General features: G+C 68.5%; 8 protein-coding genes and 1 pseudogene. 1 reads left to right on the top strand and 8 read right to left on the bottom strand.

Features of this window, described 5'->3' with window-relative positions:
• Window positions 1–201 precede the first annotated feature (201 nt).
• A complete protein-coding gene (locus tag EMA09_RS01370) occupies window positions 202–10,578 on the top strand; it encodes a LamG-like jellyroll fold domain-containing protein (RefSeq protein WP_129838069.1) in 10,377 nt (3,458 codons plus the stop codon).
• An 850-nt stretch (window positions 10,579–11,428) separates the two neighbouring features.
• Here the strand turns inward: EMA09_RS01370 and EMA09_RS28775 are convergent.
• From EMA09_RS28775 to fxlM, 8 genes and pseudogenes are all read right to left on the bottom strand, one after another.
• Window positions 11,429–11,785, bottom strand: a complete 357-nt coding sequence (locus EMA09_RS28775; RefSeq protein ID WP_240796181.1) for a hypothetical protein — start codon at window positions 11,783–11,785, stop codon at window positions 11,429–11,431.
• 84 nt (window positions 11,786–11,869) lie between these two features.
• Entirely contained in the window at window positions 11,870–12,271 is a 402-nt protein-coding gene (locus EMA09_RS28770) for a hypothetical protein (protein WP_240796180.1), read from the bottom strand.
• A complete protein-coding gene (locus tag EMA09_RS01360) occupies window positions 12,271–13,281 on the bottom strand; it encodes a thiopeptide-type bacteriocin biosynthesis protein (RefSeq protein WP_129838068.1) in 1,011 nt (336 codons plus the stop codon). Before EMA09_RS01360 ends, EMA09_RS28770 begins: the two co-directional genes overlap by 1 nt.
• Window positions 13,282–13,335: 54 nt before the next feature.
• Complete coding sequence (locus tag EMA09_RS01355; protein ID WP_240796179.1) at window positions 13,336–14,529, bottom strand: lanthionine synthetase C family protein; 1,194 nt, start codon at window positions 14,527–14,529, stop codon at window positions 13,336–13,338.
• Window positions 14,526–15,533: a thiopeptide-type bacteriocin biosynthesis protein gene (locus EMA09_RS28765; protein WP_240796608.1), complete on the bottom strand. Its 1,008-nt coding sequence runs from the start codon at window positions 15,531–15,533 to the stop codon at window positions 14,526–14,528. Before EMA09_RS28765 ends, EMA09_RS01355 begins: the two co-directional genes overlap by 4 nt.
• Before the next feature lie 51 nt (window positions 15,534–15,584).
• A pseudogene (locus EMA09_RS28760) lies at window positions 15,585–17,596 on the bottom strand (lantibiotic dehydratase family protein); the annotation flags it as partial.
• A 92-nt stretch (window positions 17,597–17,688) separates the two neighbouring features.
• Window positions 17,689–17,844: an FxLD family lanthipeptide gene (locus EMA09_RS01345; protein ID WP_206305883.1), complete on the bottom strand. Its 156-nt coding sequence runs from the start codon at window positions 17,842–17,844 to the stop codon at window positions 17,689–17,691.
• Between the two features lie 55 nt (window positions 17,845–17,899).
• Window positions 17,900–19,138, bottom strand: coding sequence for a methyltransferase, FxLD system (gene fxlM, locus EMA09_RS01340; RefSeq protein ID WP_129838066.1), 1,239 nt, complete (start codon window positions 19,136–19,138; stop codon window positions 17,900–17,902).
• Window positions 19,139–19,145: the final 7 nt, after the last annotated feature.

Raw genomic sequence — 19,145 nt, 5'->3', positions numbered from 1 at the left:
CCTGTCTGAGGGTTATCCCCCATTAGTAGATTGCCCGCTGTCGACTTCTTGGTGTCGAGCGGGTGGACTCTTGTTGAAATCCCAGCCCCAGCATTCCCTGTTGATGTTGAGAGGGGGAACCATGGCGTGGTTGTTTTTCCTGTGCCGTGTGGGGGGATCGTGCGTCGTTTTCGTTCGCTTGTTGTGACGGTCGCTACGCTCATGGTCGTCACAGCGGCTTCGGATCCGGCCGCAGCCGCCGCCCGCCAGTTGCGGGCCTCTTCGTCGCAGCAGGCAGGTGAGTTGCCTGTCCAGGAGTGGTCGGACGCGGCGGGGCGTGGTCACTCTGTCGGAGCGGAGGAGACGACGGCGGACACTGAACCGGACGGCACCGATCCCGGGCGTGCGTCCGACGAGCTTCCGCTGGCACCGAGCGAGTCAACTGTCGAGGATCTGGGGGAAACTGAGCCGTCGGTCGCCGTCCCCGACCCCGAGGTAGTGGAGACCGAGCCGACGGAGCCGGCCTCCGGTTTCAGCGAGGAAACCAGCGTCGAGCTGCCTGCCGAACGTGACGAGCAGTCCCGCACCTATCTCAACGCGGACGGCACCTACACCACCCGGTACTACAACGAACCGGTCAACTTCGCTCTTGGCGACGGTAGTTGGAAGCCCATAGACACCGCGCTGACGCGCACCGCCGAGACCGCGAGCAGTTGGACGACCGAGGCTACCGACGCCGGAATCGCCTTCGCCGCGGAGGCCGACGACGCTCCACTCGTGCGGATGGACCTGGACGCGGAATACAGCGTGGCCTATTCCCTGGCCGGCGCTGCGGCGAGCGTCGGCGAGGTCGACGAGTCCGTCATCACCTACCGTGACGTCTTCACGGAGGCCTCCGTGGAGTTCATTGGCGGTAATGACACGGTGAAGGAAACGCTGGTTCTCGGCTCTCCAGCGGCGCCGAGACAGTGGCACTTCCCTCTGGAACTCGTGGGGCTCACGGCAGCCCTGGACGAACACGGGGGAGTCACCTTCGCCGACGCCGAGGGGATCGTTCGGGCATACGCGCCCACCGGGTGGATGGAGGACGCCGACGTCGGGGAGAACTCAGGACAGGGTGCTATCTCCGCGGGGGTCAGCTACAGCCTTAGTCGGGATGACCAGGACCGCCAGGTTCTGACCGTCACCCTGGACGACGAGTGGCTCGACGCGCCGGAACGGGTCTACCCCGTCCGTGTGGACCCCTCCGTGACTCGTGTCGAGGCTTCCTCCTCCACCTACGTCCAGCGGCCCTACAACACGAACTTCTCCACCGACACGGTTCTCAAGACCGGCACGTACGACGGAGGGGCGCACGCCGCGGCCTCCTTCCTCCGCTTCTCGGGTGTCGAGTCGAGTCTCCGCAACGCCTGGGTCCTGGACGCCAGGCTGGCCCTGTACAACACCTGGTCGTACTCATGCACGGCCCGTCCTGTCACGGTGCGGCCGATCACCGAGAACTGGTCGGCCGGCACACTGGAGGACTATCCCGGCCCTTCCACCGGGGCCGCCCTGGCCACTGACCGCTTCGCGCACGGCTGGCGAGCCGACGGGTATTCCTCGTGGGCCTGCGCACCGGCGTGGGAGACGATTTCGCTGGGCAGCAGCGGCCGCCGCCTGGTCGACGACTGGACGCACGGGCGCAAGAACAACTACGGCCTTGCGATCACTGCGTCCACCACCGACTCACTCGGCTGGAAGCAGTTCGGTTCGACGCGCTACCCCAATGGCGCCCCGAGCCTCGACGTGACCTGGATCGCCTACGGAGCGACCTACCGTGCCGGACAACTGACGGCCGCGGTGACCTCGGCCGGCGAAGGCGTCCAGAAGATCACCGTCACCAACCAAGGGCGGGAGACCTGGCCGGCGAACGGCAAATACACGCTGCGCTACGACCTCTACGACGAGGACGGTACGAAGCTCACTTCCCCCGCACTCCAGCGCGGCGCCGTCATGCCCGAGGACGTATCACCAGGCGAGACCGTCACCCTCGACGCCCGGATCGCTCCACTCGACCCAGGCACCTACACGCTCGACTGGACTATGGCCGTGAACGCGACACGTTTCACGGATCTGGGAGTCCCCGGCACCGCGGTACGGATAGAGGCCGTCAATATTCCCCCGCGCCTCACATCGGCCGCACCGGGCAGCGGCGTCGTGCTCGACACCCTGACACCCACCCTGTGGGCGGAAGGCACCGACCGCGATCACTACCCGAACGCACGCGTGCAGTACAGCTTCGAGGTCTGCGAGGTCGACGGCGAGAACGTCCGCAAGAACTGCCGCACCGGCAGCCGTTCCACCGCCCAGCAGTGGGCCGTACCCAGCGGCTGGCTGTCCTGGAACAAGACTTACGCCTGGTATGCCTACGTCAATGACGGTGAGAGCACCTCGCTGCGCCCGAATCCCTCGCTTTTCACGACTCAGGTTCCCCAGCCATCGGTGACCGGGCACCTCGGTGGCGAGGACGGTCACGAGTTCAGTGGCACGAGCGGCAACTATGCGACGTCCGCGACGGATGCCGCGGTGTCGACGGTAGGCCCCGAGCTTTCGGTGACCCGGACGTACAACTCGCTCGACTTCCGCACCGATACGGCGTTCGGCCCCGGCTGGACGACGCGTTGGGACATGAGAGCGCGCACCGAGGCAGACGGCAGTGTTCTCATCACGCTCCCTGAAGGGAGCCGAGTGCGCTTCGGGCGCAATGCCAACGGCACCTACACCGGTCCCGCGGGTGGCAGCGGGACACTCACACCCGTCTCGGGAGGTGGCTGGGTCCTGCGGGACACCTCGGGCGCGACCTACACCTTCGCCGCCGGGGGCACGTTGAGCACCGTCACCGACAGCGCCGGAAGACAGCAGAACCTCACCTACGACGGTGATCAACTGGCCACCGTCCAGGACATGACGTCGGGTCGGACACTGACTTTCGACTGGCAGGACGGAAGAGTGTCCACGGTGTCCACGAACGCCGTCGCTCCGGACGAACCGGGTCTCACCTGGTCGTACACCTACACGGACGGCCAGCTCACGCGAGTGTGCCCGCCGAGCGGCGAAGAGGAGTGCACCGAGTACACCTACGAGGACGGCTCCCTGTACCGCAGCGCCGTGCTCGACCGGAACCCAGTGGCCTACTGGCGGCTGGACGAGAGCGGCGGAGGCACGGCCGCAAGTACGGCGCCCTCACGAACCGGCTTCAACGATGCCGACTACTACAGCATCGGCTACAGCGCTGAAGGGGCTCTGACCGGCACCTCCGACACGGCGGCCACTTTCAACGGCACCGACTCCGTCGTCCGCCTGCCGCACGACACGATCCGCAACACCACCTTCCTCAGCGTCGAACTGTGGTTCAGGACCACCTCCCCGGGCGTCCTCGTCGGTTTCCAGAGCGACCGTCTGGAGGACGGCAAACCCACATCGTGGAGCCCGCCGCTGACGGTCGACACGAACGGAAAGCTCAGGGGCTACTTCTTCACCGGCGACCGCGGGAACATCACCCCGATCACGAGCAGCGCCAGCGTGACCGACGGCGCCTGGCACCACGCCGTGCTCACCGGCGAAGGCACCTCCCAGACCCTCTATCTCGACGGCGACGAGGTCGGTTCACTCGCCGGACCGATCGACCACCTGGACATGTCCTTCACCTACCTGGGCGCCGGCTACTCATCGTCCGGGTTCGACGGCGCGGCCTCCGGTGTCCGCCGATTCTCCGGCGAGTTGGACGAAGTCGCGGTGTACCACCGCCCTCTGGACGCGACGACCGTCGCCGAGCACTACGCCTTGCGCAACGCCACCGGCCGCATCACAAACGTCACCCTCCCCACCGGCCGCACGCACGCGCACAACGTCTACGACGACATCAGCGGCCGCATCACGGAACACACCGATGAGGACGGCGGCACCTGGCAGATCTCCGCCCCCACCTACAGCGGAGGCTCGGCCGTCTACGCCGACACCGTCCGGGGCCTGGCGCCGTCCGGTTACTGGCGCCTGAACGAACGCAGCGGCGCCGTCGCGGCCAGCGCCCTCGGCGAGAACCTGCCCGGTGAGTATCTCGGTGACGTCCGTCTGGGCGGCCCGGGACCGTTCGCGGACGGCGACACCGTCGCCCCCTACTTCACCGGCGCGCGGGACAGCGCGGTCGAGGTGCCGCGGGAAGCGTGGGGTACCTCGGGAGAACAGACAGTCGAACTGTGGTTCCGCACCAGCGAATCCGGCGTGATCGTCGGCATGCAGAACACACCGATGACCGAGACACCGACCGGATGGTGGCCGGTTCTCCTCGTCGATGGCAACGGGAAGCTCCGCGGACGTCTGCGGCCCGGTGAGGACGCGACCCTCACCTCTCAGCGGCGTGTGGACGATGACCAGTGGCATCACGTCCTGCTGTCCGCGTCCGCCACCGGGCAGAACATGCGGGTGGACGGCACCCTGGTCGGCACGAGCACGGACGGCACCGACACCAGGGGCATGAACTACACCTACATCGGCGGTGGCTACTCCTCGGGAAGCTGGGACGATAAGCCCAACGGCTACCGCCCCTTCACGGGCCAGATCGCGGAAGTCGCCTTTTACGACCACGCACGTCTCGAACTCCCCGAAGCCCTGACCGCCTACCGCGCAGGCATGGGACAGATTTCGGGCAGCGGCGCCGCCTACCGCGGTGCCGTCACGGGGGACGGCCCCGTCGCCTACTGGCGCATGGATGACACGGACAACATCGTCACCGACGAGACGGGAGAGCACCCCGGGACACCGACCGGACAGCTCACCGTGGGCATCAGCAGCATCTTCGCCAACGGGGACGGCGTGTCCACGTACTTGAATGGCGAAGCCATCGCCATCCCAGGGAACCTGCTGACAGGCACTTCCGACGTCACCGCGGAGATGTGGTTCCTCGCACGTGGCCCCGGCGTTCTCTACGGGCTGCAGAGCGCACCTTTGGGCGAGACACCCGCGACGTACCGCCCCGTACTGAATATCGACGAGGCAGGGAAGCTCCGAGGACAGTGGTACGTCCTGGGCGGCAGCACGACGCCCATCACGTCCAGCCAATCCGTGCTGGACGGCAAGTGGCACTACGCCGTCCTCACGGGATCGGGCACCACACAGAAGCTGTACCTCGATGGTGCGGTCGTCGGGACGCTGAACGGCACGGTCACCGGCCAGGGCCAGTCCTACGGCTATCTCGGCGCGGGCGCGGCGAACGACAGCTGGATGGGTGTGCCGGAAGGCACCTACTACTTCAACGGCCATCTCGATGAAGTCGCCCTCTACCGGCACGCCCTGACAGAGGGCGATGTAGCAGCGCACTACGCCGCCCGGAGCCGGCACGCTGCCTCCGCGCTCGGCGCGACCGTCACCGTGACGGACCCCCTGGGGCACACCACCAGCACCACATACGACGCACTGCGCGGCCATCGGAAGGTCGCATCCACCGACGCCGCTGGCGGAGTCACCACCTACGCGTACGACACAGGCGGCTTCCTGCACACCGTGACCGATCCAGCGGGGAACGTCACCATCACCGGCCACGACGCTCGCGGCAACACGGTCTCCAACACCACTTGCCGCGGCCCTCACAACTGCCAGACGTCCTACACGGACCACTACCTCAACGCCGGCGATCCGCTGGATCCGAGGAACGACCGCCCCACCGCCACGGCGGACGCCCGTTCCACCGGGCCGGCCGATCCCGCCTACCGCACGACCATGTCCTACTCGGCCCAAGGCCTCCCCACCGAGACGGTTCTTCCCGACGGCCGCACTACTCGCCGCACGTACACGACGGGAACCGAACCGGCGTTCGGTGGCGGAACAACCCCGGCAGGGCTTCTCGCGACCGACGAGCAGGCCGACGGAACGATCACCCGCTACGCCTACTACGCCAACGGCGACACCGCACGGACCACTCACCCTTCCGGCCTGGTCACCGAGTACACCTACGACGGTCTGGGCCGCGTCCTCACCGAGACCGAGATATCCGACAGCGAGCCGGACGGCGTCACCCTCACCCTGACCTACGACGAACTCTCCCGCGTGGTCACCGAGACCGACACCGGCAGCGAGAACGCGGTGACAGATGAACTGCACACCGCGGAAGTCACCCGCACCTTCGACGCGGACGGCAACCAGCTCACCGAGACGATCGCCGACATCACCGGTGACGACCCACCGCGCTCCACTTCCTACCGCTACGACGATCACGGGCGTCTCGACCGCACCATCGACGCGGAAGGCAACACGTCTTACACCGTCTACGACGAGATGGGCCGAGTGGTGGAGAACACCGATCCGGCCGGCACCGTGATCCGCTACACCTACACCCCCCTCGGCCAGCACGCGACGTCGGTTCTCGAGGACTGGACCGGCGACCCGACCGGCGAAGTCCGCGACCTGACTCTCGAGTCCCACGCCTATGACCCCGCCGGCCGCCTGGCCGCCTCCACCGACGCGATGGGCGCGACGACCGCCTACACGTACTACGGCGACGGCCTGGTCGCCACCGTCACGGCCCAGGACGTCGACGGGCGGGACATCGTCATCGAGGACAACACCTACGACCGGGCTGGCCATCTGCTGCAGCGCGTGAGCAACGGCGGGCTCACCACGGTCAGCTTCGAGGTGGACACCACAGGACGGACGATCGCCAGCGTCCTCGACCCCGACGACCTCAACCGGCGAACCACCTACACCTACGACGACGCCGACCGTCTGCTGGAAGAGCGGCGGCACGGGCCGACCGAGGAAGAGTTCCTCGCCACCGCATACACCTACGACTCCCTCGGCAACCCGCTCACCGAAACGGTGAGCGACGCCGACGGCGAGAGCGTGACCCAGCACACGTACGACCAGCGAGGCCTGCTCACCTCCACCACCACCCCACGAGGAAACACGACCGACTTCGCATACGACGCCCTCGGCCGCCTCACCACTGCCGTCGGCCCCGAGGCCGACGGCACACGCCCTCGCACGGTCACCGGTTACAACACCTTCGGCGACATCACGCACACCAGGGACCCGCTCAACGGCGTCAGCCGCACCGCCTACGACGACCTGGGGCGCCCCACCTCCGTCACCCGGCCGGATTACACGCCTCCCGGCGGCGGCACCATCACGGCCACCGAAACGATCGCCTACGACTCCCTCGGCCGCGTCGCCTCCACATCCGACGCCCTCGGCCGAACCTCCACCTACACGTACGACCAACTCGGCCACCTGATCCGCCGCACGGACCCGGATCCGGGCACCGAGCAACTGCCCTCGCTGCTGTTCACACCTACCGAGACCGAGCCGATCCTCCCCGTCCCCACCGTCACCACCTACAGCTGGACACCGACCGGCCTGCAACTGTCGATGACCGACCCGACCGGTGCCCGTACCGAGGCCACCTACGATGCCCTCGGACGGCAGCTGACCCAGACCGTCATCGAGCGGTACCCCACGACCGCCAACCTGACCACCACCTACACCTGGGACGACGCCGGCAATCAGATCACCTCCCGCACCCCTGCCGGCCGCACCGCCACCGCCACGTACAACGCCGCAGGGGAAGTCCTCACCGTCGCCGACGGACTCGGACACACCACCCAGTACGGCTACGACACGTACGGGCGCCAGACAGACGTCACCGACGCGACAGGCCACCACAGCCGTACGCACTTCAACCACCTGAACCTGGCCGTCACGACGGAGGACTACGGCACCGGCGACACCGTGCTGCGGGCCATCCGGGCCGAATACGACGCCGACGGCAACACGACCGCCACTACTTCGGCGACCGGTACCCGCACCCTCAACACCTACGACGCCCTCGGCCGCCTCACCCAGCGCACCGTCCCGGTCGACGAGGACACCTCGATCACGACCGGCTACGGCTACGACGCCGCAGGCAACCGCACCACCATGACCGACGGCCGGGGCAACACCACCCGATACACCTACACCCCGTGGGGACAGCCGGAGTCCACCATCGAACCGGCGACCGACACCCACCCCGAGGCCGCCGACCGCACGTGGACCACGATCTACGACGCTTCCGGTCAGGCAGTCACCGAGCTGCTCCCGGGCGGAGTCGAACGCCACCGCACCCACGATGCCCTCGGCCGGATGACCCGAGAGACCGGCAGCGGAGCCGAAGCCCCGACCACCGACCGAGTCTTCACCTACGACCTGGCCGGCCGCATGACCGGACAGGCTACGGGCGACCTCACGGGCGGCAACACCTACACCTACAACGACCGCGGCCAACTCCTCACAGCGAACGGCCCCGGCGGCACCTCGGCATACGAGTACAACGCCGACGGCCAAATGACCAAACGCACCGACGCCGCCGGCGCGACGGTCTTCGCCTACGACTCGGTCGGCCGACTCGACTGGGCAGGCGAGGACCTGTATGCCCTGCGGGCCGACTACTACTGGGACGACGCAGGTCGACTCCTCAGCCAGACCTGGATAACCCCCCAGGACGATGCGACCAGGTCAGCCAACTGGGAGATCCACGCCACCCGCCACTACACCTACGACGACCTCGGCCGCCTCACCGGTGACGAACTGGTGAGGGGAAGCGACGACAGCCGTATCACCGCGACCACCTACGACTACGACCTCGACGACCGCCTGACCACCCGGACGACCGACGGAATCACCGACACCTACGGCTACGACGACGCCGGCCGCCTCTCCAGCTGGACCAGAGGTGACACCACCACCGACTACGGATGGGACGCCTCAGGCAACCGCACCTCCGCCGGCGACACCACAGCCGTCTACGACGAACGCAACCGCCTCCTGACAGACGGCGACACCACCTACACCTACACGCCCCGAGGCACTCTTGCCTCCACAGGCGAACGCACCATCACCTCCGACGCGTTCGAGCGCCGCATCACCGACGGCGAGACGACCTACCGCTACGACTCACTGGACCGTGTCACCCAGCACAACGACACATCGTTCACCTATGACGGCGGCTCCAACAACCTGGTCTCCGACGGCACGGCCCTCTACCGGCGCGACCCCGGCGGCGCGCTCCTGGAAGCGGACGGCCAGCCCCTGGTGACCGACCAGCACAGCGACGTCACCGCCATCCTCACCGACAACGGCGCCACACTCAGCGGCACACGCAGCTACGACCCATTCGGCCAGCCTCTCACCGAAGACGGAACACTCCCCGCCCTCGGCTACCAATCCGGCTGGACGGACCCCGACAGCGGCGACGTCAACATGGCGGCCCGCTGGTACCAGCCCGGAACCGGCAGCTTCGCATCCCGCGACACCTGGCTCGTCGAAACCAACCGCTACGCCTACATCGCAGGCTCCCCCCTCAACGGCACGGACCCGACCGGCCACTGCGTCGATGGGTGTGTTATCGAAGTTGCTGTCGCGTTGCTCGGGGCGGCAGCAATTGCCAGCATCGCGGGCTATGTTAGCCAACAGGCTGCCTCGATCGACTGGACGGGTTGGTTGAGCGTGTCTTCCCCATCGTCGTTCTACGATTCGCTAACGGACCTTGTGAGAGATCAAAAGGCCGCAAGGAGCGAGGCAGCGAAGGCCCATTTGGAGGCCGCCAGGAGCGCTCGCGCGCGTGCATCCGAGCTGGAATTCCTACGGAGGGCAGCGCAAAACATCGGTCGCGGCATCAGTACGGCTCGCCCATCGACTGGCTCTGCCGGGTCCTACAGCGGCTACAGCGGCTACAGCGGCGGAGGCGGAATACACAGCGGTTCGTACGCCGGATACGCATCCGCACCTGTCATCACGCCACCCCCGCCCCCACCACCGCAGAACCCGAATCGCGGCCCCAACCCCACCCCCGCCCCCGCCCTCCCGCCAGCCCAACCGCACTGGAACGCAGACGCCGGACGCTGGGAACTTTCCCAGGGGTGGGCCATGTCTATGGGCCGGCAGGCGGTCCTCGATCTCATCGAGGCTAACCGATACGTGCCTGGTGAAGATGAGGATGGTCTTCCTGAGGCGTTCCCCGACGAGTCCAGGGAGCCTGGCGGTGAAAATGGCAATAGTGAAAAATGTGATGACGCGGGCGAGAATGCTCGAGGGAATATTGTATATCTCCCGAGGGAGCGTTTCCGCCCCGGACCGGATGGTTGTCGGGCCACCGGAATAATAGGGATCTTTGACGAGCCGGAGGACATGGAGGGTGGGACCCCAACGGCGTGGAATAATAACTGTGCGATGGGGATGGTGACGCCGTCAGATTATTGGCAGCTCCCCAAGGGGGCTAGGGCTCGGGGGCATCTTGCCGGGTGCCAGTTCGGCGGCTCGGGGACGGACCTGCGTAATCTCGTACCGCTGCATATGAAAGCGAATGCTCCAGCGATGAGTACCATCGAAAACCGTATCGCTGAGCAGGTTATCGCTGGGCAGGATGTGCGCTATATTGTGACTCCCGTCTACGATCCAACGGCCGCTTCAGGGGTACCTGCTTATGTGCATTTGCAGGCTTACGGGAATCGAGGTATGGCCGTCGATTGTTACGTGCATAACGTGGCGCAAAAGGAGTCTCCGATTTGCCTGAATCGGACTTATGTGAGGTGATGGGATATGGATATTGCCACAGTGCTTGGCGATAGGCGCCGGTGCGGGGGTGTCCCTGATGTGAACTGGCGTGAGATTGAGGAGTGGGTTGGCGAGGAGCTGCCCAGTGACTATAAGGCGCTGGTGGAGGGTTATGGCGATGGAGTGATAGCTGGTCACTTGTATGTCTGGCGTTCCGAGCCGGCCAAGTCATTGCTGGACCTCATGAGGGGGGAGAGAGGTGATCTCCATCAGGAGTTTGAATCGGTGGCTAGGCTGCCGGAAAGGGTGACCGCGGTCTGGGATCGGATGGTACCTTGGGGTTACCATGATTGGGACGGTGATACGTGTGTCCTGTTGCCGCCAGTGAGCCCGGACGGAGAGTGGGCGGTCGCTGTCGCCTTTAGGCAGTGTCCCGGATTTCTGGTCTTCGAAGGGGGAGTCGTGGATTTCCTTGCTCAGCCGCTCGTTCACGGGAGGTGGCCGCGAGGATGGCCGACGAATTGGCCTGCCTGGTTGCCCGCTGACGACCCTCGTCTTTCTGGCCCGCCTCAGTGATCCGGTACGGTCTTCATCGCCGCTGCAGCGAATAGAGGAATGGGAACGATGTCTGCAGCGGCCGGAGGCGGTAGCTGAACGTCGGACCGGGTTGACCTCCCGACCGGCAAAGTTCTTGTCGGTCTCGGCCGCCGGTCCGGCGGGAACGGGTTATCGCCTTCGAGTCGCGCGGTACGACTTTGGCTTACAACGGCTGACACAATGAGATGTATCGGGAAAGGGACGGCACCAAAGCTCCTGCCCGGTCGCCCAGGCATCGGCAATTACTCCCAGACGCAGTGCCGTTGATGGCGGTCAGGTCGCCCTCGCCGCCTCATGTGAAGGACAGCAACACGGCTGCCCGCTGGCGGAGTGGTTCGGCGAGTGGGAGGTTGTCGCCGTGGGTGGTGCCTTCGAGGAGTTCGGTGATGACGGCAAGTTCCGCGAAGCGGCCGGCGGGTGTGTTCAGTACGTCCGCGAACTCGCTGCGGATGCGCCGGGTGACGGAGGGGACGAGGAGGCTGTAGCTGTGGAGGGTGGCGGCGTCGTAGCCGGTGGGTGCGCGGCCCCATCCTTCCCAGTCGAGAATGACGAGTTGGGGTGCGCAGAGATTCGCCCAGTTCAGGTCGCCGTGGGCGGTGCTCCAGGACGGGGCTCGGGTGTCGACTGAGGGACCGAGGAATTTCGGCATGGCCCAGTCGAGGTACTGCTGGTCGGTGGTGTGGCGGTCGGTCGGGATCGTGGCGATGGTGCCGAGGGCGGTACGCAGGGATGTTCAGCACGACGTGCGGAGGTCGGGGTCCGTCGTCAGGATCGGGGAGGTCGCGACAGGGTGTTCGTCGACGTAGTCGTAGAGCTCGGCGCGGTAGCGCCACGGTGGCTCGTTCCAGTCGTGGATCGTGCGCAGGCGGGGGTGGGGCACGGTCTCGGGGATGGTGTTGTGGGCGTCGCGTGAGCCGTTCCAGAAGGTGGAGTCGCGCTGGTTGAGGGGTGTGGCGGCGAGGCGGAGCCAAGCCTGGCCGTCGGGGGTGGTGACGGGGTGGCCGAGGGTGCGGCCGTGCCAGCCCCATGCCTCACGCCCGCCCGGATGGAGCCGTGCGTCAAGGGCGGTGCGGGCTCGATGGTGGGCGGACCGCATCCGGGCGACGACTTGGGGGGCGTCGGGTTCGGGGTGCATTACGGCTCCGGGCGTTCGTCGGGCGTGGTGATCAGAGTGGTGCGGGCGGCCCGTGCGAGTACGGCCTGGGTGGCGGCGGGCAGGCCGAGGCGGTTCCAGTGGAAGATCACGTGGCTGGCGAGCGTGTCGCGCAGTCCGCGTTCGAGGGCGCCGTCACGGGCGGCGTCGGCCAGGCGCCTGCCGGTGGTGGCGAAGGCTTCGGACCATTCGGCTGCGAAGGCGAGTGGGTTGTCGGTCGAGAAGAGGGTGCCGGTGGGCGAGGTGTCCAGGCTGATGAGCCGTCGCAGGCCGGGACCCATGGCGTTCAGCTGGTCCGGCGAGGGTTCGCCGGACAGGGGGCGTTCGCGCACGACGCGGTGCCAGACGTCGGCCTGCTCGCCGGTGTCCTGGCGGTCGCCGCGGAACAGGGTCGTGCACAGCAGCACGGACAACTCCCGTCGGCCGACGGTGGGTTTTTTGATGCCTCCTGGCGTGTGCCGCAGGTAGTCAAGGATTCCGCGGCTGTCGGCGTGGAAGAGGGCGTGCGCGAACTCCATGCTCACCGGCCCGCCGAAGGTGATCTCTTCGGGTTCGTAGAGCGATTCCCACCAGCGTTCGACGGCGCCGTCGGCGGTCATGGTGTCCAGCACAGTGCCGACGGCGGCCGTCATCTCGCCTCTGGTGGCCTTCGGGCCGGGGCGGCACCGCAGTCTCCAGCAGGGGTGCTTGCGCAGGAACCACCACTCGGTGATTGTCCCGGCTTCCTGGGCTTGCCGCAGCTGCGGGCCAAGGCGGACGGCGGCGGCCTGTTCGGCACTGTTCCAGTCGGTGAACTGGATCCGGACCTGATACCAGTCGCAGAGGCCGCTGGCCCTCGCGTAGAGGGCCGCGCGTCCGGCGGCCTTGTATACCTCGACGGCCTCGGCGAGGTGGGCAGGCTCCATGGCGGTCTGAGCGGCGGCCGTGTCCAGCGGCGTTCCCGCGAGGACGGCTAGGACGAGAGCTTCTGCGGTGCGGGGGTTCGGGAGCATGCGTGGGCCTCTTCTCGTCGTTCCGGACGGGACCTGCGGCGATGGCGGGCGCGCTCAGCCGGACAGCAGGCAGGCGTCCCAGCCGGAGACGGTGACGCCGTTGCTCTGGTCGGTCAGCAGGGAGAGTTCCCGTCCGGCCTCGCCGTCGAGGAATCCGTCATCGGTGGCCGGCGGCTGTTCCAGGAGCAGGGTGCGCAGGCCGGGTAGGTGCGCGTCGAAGCCAGTCAGGATGGCGTCGCGGGCGACGCGGTGGGTCGTGTGGAGCAGGCCGGCGGCGCCGTGGCAGATCCCGGCCTCGCGGATGCGGCCGAGCTGATCTGGATCGGACAGGCAGGCGAGCAGGGCGCGTTCGGCGAGGCGCTGCCGCTCGGTGTCGCCGAGGGCGAGAGCGGCGAGTTGCTGGGCGCGGGCGAGGCCGGGGGTGCCGTAGCACCAGCTCGGCCGCAGCGGACCGGACTGTGTCACCGTGCCGGTGCCGTACTCGGCCAGGGTGATCCACTGCGGCCACCAGGGGCTGGTCTCGGTGCCCTGCCGCCAGCGGTCCAGAAGGCCGCAGATCCGTTTCATCGCCGCGATCTGGCCCTCCACGACCACTCCCGCCCGCGTACTGATGGCCAGAAGGGACAGAACCCCGGTGACGCCGTGTGCCATGCCCAGGTTCCCGTGCCCGCCGGGGAACTCCGCGGTGCGATGGCCGGAGGGGCCGAGCTCTGTCCACCATCCTGGGAGTTGGTCCGCATCACCGTCGAGGGGAAGCGTGAGTCGCACCAGGTAGGTGAGGACTTCGCGCACGATGGGGGCGGCCCTCTCGCGGCTGAGCAGGTAGGAACCCAGCCCGGTGAGCCCGTAGAAGAGGTCGAACTCGCCGACGCGGGGGCGTATCCGGCGGTCGATGCGCTCATGCGCTGCTTGGATGCGCTGCCGGGTGAGCTGGGTGATCCGGGAGTCGAGGGTGTGCAGGGCACCGGTATAGCGGCCGGTGCCCCGGGCCGCGGAGTGCAGGGCGAAGGCGATGGCCGGGGCGCCGACGTACAGTGAGGCGCTCCCGCCGGCAATGAGGTGCTTGGCGCAGGACGCGAGGTGGGTGTGCACGTCGGCCCAGGGGGTGAGGCCGTGGTGGGCGCGCTCGATGTGCGCCAGCGCGGTGCCGGCGGTGCCGTGGGCGAGCGACTGGGCGTGCAGTGCGCGGGCGGCGGGGTCGTGGCCGGGGGCGGAGTGGTCCGGGCCGGTGGCCGTGGCGGGGTTCACTCGGGGGCTCCTTGATTTCGGGCAGTGTGGGCCAGGGCGGCGGAGCGGGCCAGCCGTGAGCAGACGTCCTCGCCGGCCGGGTCGATCCCGGCCTTCCGCAGGTGGTTCAGGTGCATCAGGGACGGCAGTACCGTCTCCGGCGCCGTCGTTCTGCCCGCCTCCAGGGCTGAGCGGTAGTGCCGCAGGGCCTGGCGGCGCACAGCCCAGGCGGCGGTGAGTGCTTCACCGCCGGGCAGGGCGCGTACGGAGGCGAAGTTGTCGGACGGGTCGGCCAGGCGCATCGCTTCTCGGTGCACCGGGCGGATCGGGTGCGCGGCGCTCGGGTCGATGTGGTCGATCAGCCAGCGCATTGCGGTCGGGGTGTCGCCGGTGAAGGAGACGGCGAGGTCGACGAGACCGGCGGTGGCCACGGCGTGCGGGTCGGCCCCGCTGTCGGCCACGCATGCCAGGTGAGCGCGGGCGGCGGTGGAGTCGGCGGCGAATACCGTCTCGGCCGCCGCCATGGCCGCCCCGGTGCCGTAGCGGCCGGTCTCGGGGTAGTAGGTGTCCCACTGAATGCGGCCGAGCAGCCCGTGGCGCCGCAGTTCGGCTGCCCAGGCGCCGGCCTTGGCCGCCATCTCGCCGAACGCGTCGGGGTGCGGGAGGCGCAAGCGTAGCCGCAGGTGGTCGTGAGGGTCGCGGTAGCGCACGTACCACCACTGGGGCATCTCCTCGAAGACGTCGAGGAGGCGGGGCAGGTGGCGGGTGAGGATGTCTGGGATGCGGTCGGGGTGTGAGTAGAGCTTGAGATAGGCCCACCGGGTCGTGCCGGGCAACTGTCCGTGATCCCGGCCGACGACCGCCCCGCCTCCCGCTGTCTGCCGGGGTGCGGCGGGCGGGGCCGTTGAAGCGAGCGCGAGGGTGATCTCGTGGGGGCGACCGTCGATCCACCCCCAGGCCGCCTCGTCGGCCGCCTCGCGCAGGACGGCGTGTCCGGCGCGGTCCAGTTCGGCGCGCAACAGCATCGCATCAGCAGGCTGTCCCAGGTCCAGCCGCAGGCGCTGGTCGTCGTCCCCGAGGTGCACGGTGGCGGGAACAGTGAGGCGATACCGCCAGGCGTTCAACCGATCGCCCCAAGGCGCGAACCCGGTGCCGGACGCGGGGAGTTCGGCGGCGGTGAGGCGCCAGGTGGCCAGGCTGAGTACGGAGCGGCCGTGACGGATGCGAGGCAGGAAGGGCAGGCGAGCGGCGGCGCCCCAGGCGAACGGGCCGAAGGCCGCGGCGCGGGCCCGGGGCAGTTCGACCAGCAGCCGGGCCAGCGGGTGGGTGAAGGTGCCCAGGTCCACCGCGTTGAGCGCGAACGGCTCGATCACCCGGCCACTCGAGAGCTGGAGAAGACGGAAGCCGGTGGCGTCAGCGGTGACCGCCAGGTCGTCCAACTTCAGCGTGGCGCCCGGGTGGTGCTCGGCAATGGATATGACGTCGGGTTCCAGGGCAGGGGCACGGCCGACGTTGTCCGTACGGATGTGCAGCGCAGGACTGGAGACCTGTGCCCGGATGGCGCCGACGGTCAGGGTCGGCAGACCGGTGTACGCGGCGGTCATGCGGTTACGGTCGGCGTCGTCGAGGAGGTCGAGGAAGCGGCCCGCGGTGGCCCCGGCGGCCGGGCCGATGCCGCCCGCGTGGAGAGTGAAGTCGCCGTCCTCGATGGCCTGGCGGGTGGGGGCCTGGAGGTGGAAGCGCAGGTCGATGTGCGGCAACGGGACGCCGGCGGTGACGTCTTGCAGGCCGGCGAGCATCGCGTCGGTGAGGCGGACCTCGTGGACGCCGTCGAGGGCGGCGTGCTGGGCGAGCGCGAGGAGTTGTTCGTCGCGGGCGCTCAGGGCCGGGGCGGGCCGGGCATGGCGGGAGCCGCGGTATCCGGCTGGGAAGTCCAGGCCGGTATCGGCGTCGGTGAGCTGACAGACCGGGATCAGGGCGCCGGGCCCGTAGGTGTCCAGGAACCGGGCGTGGTAGTCCTGCCAGGATGCCGAGCCGGACGGGAACGGCGTCAGGCGGGCCAGCACGCTCGCGGCCTTGGCCGCCTCGTGGGCCACCGATCGGGGCAGGGCCAGTGCGGCATCCAGCCGCAGGTCGACGGACAGGGGCCCCCGGCGGCCGGGGCGAGAGCGGTCATCGCCCCGGCCGCCGAGATACGCAGACGTCGTTGCTGGGCTGCGGGAGCTGCATCGTGGCGGTTCAGCATCGCCCGGATGTCCTTGAGCGCGTCTCGGAGGGGCCGCGCAGCGTCGACATGAACAGCGCCTGCCGATTCCAGTACGGCGACGACGTGGCCCAGGGGGTCGGTGGTGGTCATCGGCGGACGCAGGGCGGTGAGCAGGACGCGGCGGGCCACCAGTTCGGCCAGCAGGGCGTCGACGGCCCCGGTGGAGGCGGAGGGGTATTCCGCTGCGACTTCGGCGGCCAGATCGCCGATCGTGACGGGCACGGCGGCGGCCATGACCATCTGCACGGCACGGGTGTGCCGCACGCTCACCTCGCCAGGACCTCGGTCGCTGTCGCGGTCAGGCCGCTGGCACGGAACGACCAGGCGGCCGTCGCGTACGAAGCAGGTGGGGTCCGCGACGACCGGAAGGCGCCGGAGCAGTTCGGGGATTGTCTCCAGGCGGTCGATGACGTCCGCGAGCCACACGGAGTCCACGCGTGCGGTGGACCGGTGCACGTCTGCCCAGTCGAGGGCGAGTGTGTCGGCGATGCGGGCGGGTGCGATGCCGGCGAACAAGCCGAAGGGGGTGGAGCGGTGCCGGAACCGCAGTACGTAGCGGGCCAGCGCAGCGGCGGCCCGCCGCACCTGCTTGGACCGGTGCACCTGCCCGGCACGGATTTCCTCGAGGCGGTGGGCGAGCGCGGGGCTGGCCAGCTCGACCGCTTCGGCGACCGCATCGTTGGCCCACACCTGCGTGATCCACTCCCGCCACCGTCCAGTGTCCGCCTCCGCGTCGCCGGTCGGCTCGGGCCGGGGTGGGATGGCCAGCCCGCTCGGGTAAGCGGCGGCCCGTAGCAGGGCCGCATCCACGTACCGGTACATCCGTAGGTGCCCCTCCCCCTTGTGTGACGTGATCGGCCCGGTGCCGGACCCCATGGGACGGGGGCGCGGCACCGGGCCTGGGGTCACGCTGATCAGTCGGTGATGCAGCCGGCGCAGGCGCTCTCGCTGGTGCTGCCGCAGTTGTCGCTGGTCTTGTTCATCAGCTCCGCGATGACCGAGCCCTTCTCTGCGAAGGTCACGTCCAAGTCGAAGTCGCTGTCGGTAGTGCTCAGTCCAACGGTGTCCACTGTCCCCTCCAGGGATTCGTGATGGATGTGCACCTGCACCTGACCTGCCAGGACGTCAGTCTCGCGCGGGCCAGGAGATCGTGAAGCGGAAGGCGGTCCGCTCCAGCACCGCCCCGGTGGGCAACTGCTGGTCACCGGTACCGGCCGGGAAGGCCCTCAGCTCGGGCTTGTGGCCACGGTGGTCGCAGTCCCACGTACGGATCTGAGCGACCAGCGTCTCGGCGGTCTTGGCGGCCTCGGGGCCATGGCCGACAGCACCGAACTCGAACACCTGCCGCTCGGGCGTGGTCGGGCGCATCGTCAGATAGGCGAAGGACCCCGAAGCGCGGTCGAGGAGCGTCGCCACCCCGCGGCGGGACCACGAGGCAACTACGCCGCGGTCACGGGCCTCGCGGTTCGCGGCCAGCAACGCGAACTCGGGCAGTGCGGAGACCAGCCAGAGCTCCAGGTCGTCGTACGGCAGTCCCAGCCCGAGCGTCACCGAGGACCATGCCTCGGTGCGCGGTCCGGCCAGGGCCTTGCGCATCGCCCCGGCATCGACCTGTCCCTCATCCAGGCGCAGGCCGACCTCTTCGTCCGCACCGTCGTGCAGCACGACCAGACGCTCGTCGCGGGCACCGGCTCCTCGCATGGGCACAAACCCGCAGACCTCGAAGTCCCGCGCAACCAGCTCGGTGTCCTCGCGCTGGAATGCGACCGACCAGGTCAGGCCCCGCAGCCGAAGCGGCACCACGATCCGCCCATGCGCGGCGAGCTGATCTACCCAGGCCGGGGCGAGATCGGCCGCCTCGACGGTGACCACGATCCGGTCGTACGGGGCGTGGACTGGTTCGCCGTCGGCGCCATCGACGACAAGCGCGTGCACCCGGCTGTATCCGGCGGCGGGCAGCAGCTTCTTGGCGCGGTCGATGACGTCGGCGTCGATGTCGATCGTGGTGACCTCGCCGTCCTCGCCGACCAGCTCGGCAATCAGGGCGGCGTTGTAGCCGCCGCTGCCGATCTCCAGCACCCGCATGCCGGGGCGGATGTAGGCCTGTTCCAGCATGAACGCCTGGATGCGGGCGGCGCTGACGGAGCTGAGGGACACCCCGTTCTCGTCCCGCTTGGTGACCAGGGCGTGTTCGGCGGCGTACGCCTTCTCCAGCGTCTCCTCGGGCATGAACAGGTGCCGTCCGACGCCGCGGACCGCCCGCTCGACGGCGTCGGTGCGGATCGCGCCCAGGTTGCGCAGCTCGGCGATCATCTCCTCGCGCAGGGCATCGATGCGGGCAGGGTCGGGGGTCTGAGTCGTCATCGGGCTG

The sequence above is a fragment of the Streptomyces sp. RFCAC02 genome (assembly GCF_004193175.1).
GTDB lineage: Bacteria > Actinomycetota > Actinomycetes > Streptomycetales > Streptomycetaceae > Streptomyces.
The sequence above is the reverse complement of the archived record's forward strand: the minus strand, read 5'-3'. Positions and strand labels throughout refer to the sequence as shown.

Coding starts and splice junctions, on each gene's coding strand:
- EMA09_RS28765 (WP_240796608.1), bottom strand. CDS start 15,533: ATGCTGTTGCGCGCCGAACTGGACCGCGCCGGACACGCCGTCCTGCGC.
- EMA09_RS28775 (WP_240796181.1), bottom strand. CDS start 11,785: ATGCCGAAATTCCTCGGTCCCTCAGTCGACACCCGAGCCCCGTCCTGG.
- EMA09_RS28770 (WP_240796180.1), bottom strand. CDS start 12,271: ATGCACCCCGAACCCGACGCCCCCCAAGTCGTCGCCCGGATGCGGTCC.
- EMA09_RS01360 (WP_129838068.1), bottom strand. CDS start 13,281: ATGCTCCCGAACCCCCGCACCGCAGAAGCTCTCGTCCTAGCCGTCCTC.
- EMA09_RS01370 (WP_129838069.1), top strand. CDS start 202: ATGGTCGTCACAGCGGCTTCGGATCCGGCCGCAGCCGCCGCCCGCCAG.
- fxlM (WP_129838066.1), bottom strand. CDS start 19,138: ATGACGACTCAGACCCCCGACCCTGCCCGCATCGATGCCCTGCGCGAG.